A 4,549-nucleotide genomic window follows, 5' to 3' on the forward strand; every position below is an offset into this window, starting at 1 on the left:
AAGTCAAAAGTCAAAAGTCAAAAAAAAGGGACTGGGGGTATGGGAAGAGGAAAGAGATTAATTTTCTCTCTCTCCCACTCCCCCACTCCCCCACTCCCCCGCTCTCCCTTTCCCCTCTCCCTATTCACTAATATCAAAATGCTTTTGGGCTGATTCCGGCCAGACACCTTTATCAACTAGATAGTGCCTGTAGAAGAAAATGGGAAAAATGAATAATATTGCTCCCAAGCCATACCACAAAGCATTCGGATCGAAAACATTAGCGCCAAAAAACATGAATGATAGATTGAGTACAGTGAGAACTGGTATTCCCCCATAAACAAGCCAATCCGGTGCGCGGAAACTCCGAGGTTGACTTGGCCGTTGTTGTCGCAGCATCCAGACAGCATTTAAATCCATACAGATGCAGATAAAGTACGCCACACTGCAAGCAGCGACCACAAAAATAGGATTTCCTAAAGTTAGCAAAACCAAGTTAAAAATGAGGTCTGCCCACATTGCTGCAACTGGAACACCGTGATGATTTAGCGTACCCAAAAATTTGGGGAACAAACCATCTACTGCTGCTTGGTATAAAGTTCTGGAACTGCTGGACATTGCTGTGACGATACCGAGTACCATAGCTAAGATCAGCATCAGCGTTAGCAATTTACCAGACCCAGTTCCAAATGCGATCGCTGCTAGTTTGACGACTGCTGCTTGGGGATCTCCCGCTGCAAAAGCTGGATCTGTAACATTTTCCATCCCCAACGCGCCCAAGAAAGTGAAAGGGAAAATCACAAAGCTTACAGCCGCTGTCACCCCGATTAAGATAATAGCTCGGATGCCATCCCTAGCAGGGTCTTTAAATTCGCTGACATAACAAACTGCAATTTCAGCGCCGTAGGTAATGTAGCCTGCCATAAACATCCCCCCCATCAACAAGGTGAACGCAGCTGCACTAGACCAACTGGTTGTATCTTTGGGGATGAAAGGTGTGAAGTGAGTTAGATCGATCTTTCCAGTCAACAAAGGTACGATCGTCAACAAAAATAATGGAATTATAGATAGAAGCGCCAACGCAAACTGTATCCTTGCCGTTTGGAGAAGTCCGCGATGCTGCAAATAAAAAGCGACTAGCATAATTGCTGCACTGCACAGAATTATGGCATCAAGTTTGAACTTAATTCCTGGCAAGATTGCAGAAAGGTCAAGCAGGGTAATCGAGAAATTTGCTAATGGCGTACCTGCAAAAAAACCATTAACAATATAATTTCCCGCCAAAGCTGCTGTAACTGCGAGTGCTGAAGACCAAGTTATCCAGTAGCACCAAACATTGATCGGCGCAAAAATTTTGCCGTAGCGAAGCCATGCGACAGCAGCGTAGACAGCAGCACCTCCTGTTTTGTTGGGAAAGATAGCAGCCAGTTCTGCGTATAAAAATAGCTGCGCGAAACCGATTAAAGTTGATAGCGTCCAGATCAGTATGGAAGGTGTGCCAACAACAGCAACTACTGGGCCTATGCTAATCAGAATCGAAGGTAATAAACCGGCGGTAATCCAGAAAGTTTGCTTCCAATCTATAGTTCTCTTCATGGGTGTTTTTTTCTATCCGTCGTTCATTGTTCATTAGACATTTCCAAAAATTATTGTGTGGTAGGCATCTTGCCTGCTTTTGAGAGTTTTTTCTGGAGATATCTATTGTTCATGGTTCGTTGTTGATTGCTTATAGTTGATTGAATTAGCTACAAGCAATGAAAATGAACGATAAACACCATTCACTATAACATAAAGATTACCAAAAAACCTCTAGACTCATTACTGAGTCTAGACAAGGACTCTCCGCGAATCGAGAATAAGCATCGATTTATCGCGGGGAGTCTCAAAAGCCTTTTATTTGTTGACAATTTTAAGTTCTTGAATATTCCACAATCCCCAACTGGGTAAGCCAGTGTATTTGACTCCTTGGACGCGATCTCGCACTGCCATCAAAGCAGTTTCATTAACTAAATGAATCACAGGTAACTGTTCTTGTACAATGCGCTGAAATTCTGCATAAATCGCTTGGCGTTTGGTTTCGTCAAATTCTCTCGCTCCTGCTGCGAAAAGGCGATCGATCTCTAACTCCCAGTCCAGCGGTTGCCAGCCTTTAATAGGAGGTTGACCGGGTTGAGGTGCTAAGTTGAATGTGTGGGAACCTCCTCTGCTAGTCCACAGATTTGTTAAACCGTGCGGATCGATTCCACCTGTAAATCCGATCATGTGCGCTTCCCAATCTCGCGAAGTATTAATTTTATCGATTAGCGTGTTAAAATTAATAGGGGTAAAGTCAATTTGAATGCCGATTTTGCTAAGGTCATCTTTGATTTGAGCGCCAATTGCTTCGCGAATTTTGTTGCCGGAATTAGTCAGGAATGTAAAGCGCACGCGATGGCCATCAGCATCGAGAAGTTCTCCGCGATCGTTATACTTAAAACCCGCAGATATCAATAGTTGTTTTGCTTTTTCTGGATTGTGATTGTAAACTTTTAATCCATCTTTGAGGTAGTAGGGACTTTGTACGGAAATCGGTGAATTTTGCAATTCGCCAATTCCCCGAAAGATATTGTCGCGCATTTTTTGGCGATCGATCGCATAAGCAACTGCCTGCCGAAATGCCAAATTATTAAACCAGCGAGACTTAATTGGATCGACAAACGGACGATTATTTTTATCCCTCGCCTTACTCAGATTAAAAGTAATGTAAGTCGTGCCAGACCAAGGGCCACCGTTATAAACTTTAAATTTACCTTGCTTTTCTTGCTTCTTCAACAAAGAATAATATTCCGGACGTAACGGACGCACATCACCCATGACATCTAAATCGCCAGAACGAAACGCCAGCAACTGGGTGTCTGTATTTTCAATAAACTGCCAAATAATCCTTTCAATGTAAGGCATTTGGTTGCCTTGTTCGTCTTTGCGCCAATAGTAGGGATTGCGGCGAAATACCAACCGTTGACCGGGAGATAAACTTTCCAGTTGATATGGCCCATTTACCACAATTTTAGTTGGGTCGGTATCCGTTCCCCAAGTAGATATAAACCGAGGATTTCCGTCTGAACCTTTAGTTTGTACAGATGCTTGTAAAATATGTTTGGGCAAAATCGACACACCTTCTGGCCCTGCAACTGCTCGCAAAAGAGGGGCAAAAGGCTCTGGCAAAATGAATTCTACTTGGCGATTACTGATTTTACGAACTTTTGGAAAAGCCCCGCTGGCACCGATTTTAAAGCTATCTTTAAAATCAGTAGGAATTTGTTTGTTAAAAATGACATCTTCAAAGGTGAAAACGACATCATCTGCTGTCAGCGGTTGCCCATCCGACCATTGCAATCCCTCCCGCAGGGTAAACACTACTCGCTTTTTGTCCTGAGAAATTTCCCAGAATTCAGCTAAAGCTGGTTCTACTTCACCCGTGACGCCATTTTCTGTAGTCAACCTATCAAAAGCAAACAGAAAAATGTTGGGAAATTCTTGATTGAGTGCGGGATTAAAAGTTTTGGGGTCGGTAAGGGCAGTCAGTACCAGTTGCGAGACTTGTGCAGATTTTGTTTTGAACTGCGCGACCCGACAGCCAGTCAGGGCAAACTGACAAGTTAAGGCTAGAATTAGCACCAGTAAAGCTGAGAGGCAACGACGGAAATTAGAGGAGATAGCAGAAATCATTTTGCTTTTAAATTTTAGATTGATGACTTAGTTGATTTACACTACATTTTATTTGACTATCAGCTCGTAAATATTCCAGAAAGCTCCTCCTATGGCTGAGTATTTTACATTTTTAATTTTATTGCGTATTGCCGCCATCGCCAGCGGGTTTACCAAGTAAATAAATGGTAAGTATTCTTGGGTAAGGCGTTGAGTTTCTGCATAAATTTCTTGGCGTTTCGTTTCATCTAACTCCGTTGCGCCTTGAATGTAGAGATTGGCAATTTTTTGTTCCCATTCTGCTACTTCTCTCCCTGTGATGGGAGTTTGTCCTGTTTGAGGTTGTAGATTGAATGTGTGGGATGCACCAGACAAAGACCAAATATTAAATCCGTCATTCGGTTCGATCGCACCACCAAAACCCAATAAATAACAATCCCAATCCAAGGAGCTACCCAACTTTTCTCCCAAAACACTAAAATCTATTAGGTTTAGATCTACTTGAATGCCGATTTTGCTCAAGTCTTGCTTTATGTGGACTGCCATTGCTGACCGAATTTTATTTCCCGCATTGGTAATTAAGGTGAAGCGAACTCGGTTGCCTTCAGCATCCAGCAGTTCGCCTTTATGATTGTATTTGAATTGGGCTCGTAAAAGTAATTGTTTGGCTTGTTCGGGATTGTAATTGTAGACTTTTAATCCAGCTTCAGGCGAAAGATAATAGGGACTTTGCACGGAAATAGATGAATTTTGCATCTCACCCAGTCCCTGAAAAATATTGTTAATCATTCGCTGACGATCGATCGCATAAGCAACCGCTTGTCTAAACTCCACTTTATTAAACCAGCGAGACTTAATCGGGTCAACTAGGGGGCGTCCGTTT

3 protein-coding genes are annotated in these 4,549 nt (G+C 42.8%); all 3 read right to left on the reverse strand.

Translation table 11 applies throughout. The features are described 5' to 3' along the window. Positions 1–120: 120 nt before the first annotated feature. Positions 121–1,575, reverse strand: a complete 1,455-nt coding sequence (locus H6S82_RS19540) for an APC family permease (protein ID WP_190472553.1) — start codon at positions 1,573–1,575, stop codon at positions 121–123. A 297-nt stretch (positions 1,576–1,872) separates the two neighbouring features. After that, a complete protein-coding gene (locus tag H6S82_RS19545) occupies positions 1,873–3,687 on the reverse strand; it encodes an ABC transporter substrate-binding protein (RefSeq protein ID WP_190472550.1) in 1,815 nt (604 codons plus the stop codon). A gap of 48 nt (positions 3,688–3,735) precedes the next feature. Then, a partial coding sequence (locus H6S82_RS19550; RefSeq protein WP_242057027.1) for an ABC transporter substrate-binding protein occupies positions 3,736–4,549 on the reverse strand: 814 nt, incomplete at its 5' end.

The sequence above is a fragment of the Planktothrix sp. FACHB-1355 genome (assembly GCF_014748295.1).
GTDB lineage: Bacteria > Cyanobacteriota > Cyanobacteriia > Cyanobacteriales > Aerosakkonemataceae > Aerosakkonema > Aerosakkonema funiforme_A.

What these genes read in the sequence shown, in the direction of transcription:
- H6S82_RS19540 (WP_190472553.1), bottom strand. Translation starts at nt 1,575, where the DNA reads ATGAAGAGAACTATAGATTGGAAGCAAACTTTCTGGATTACCGCCGGT.
- H6S82_RS19545 (WP_190472550.1), bottom strand. Translation starts at nt 3,687, where the DNA reads ATGATTTCTGCTATCTCCTCTAATTTCCGTCGTTGCCTCTCAGCTTTA.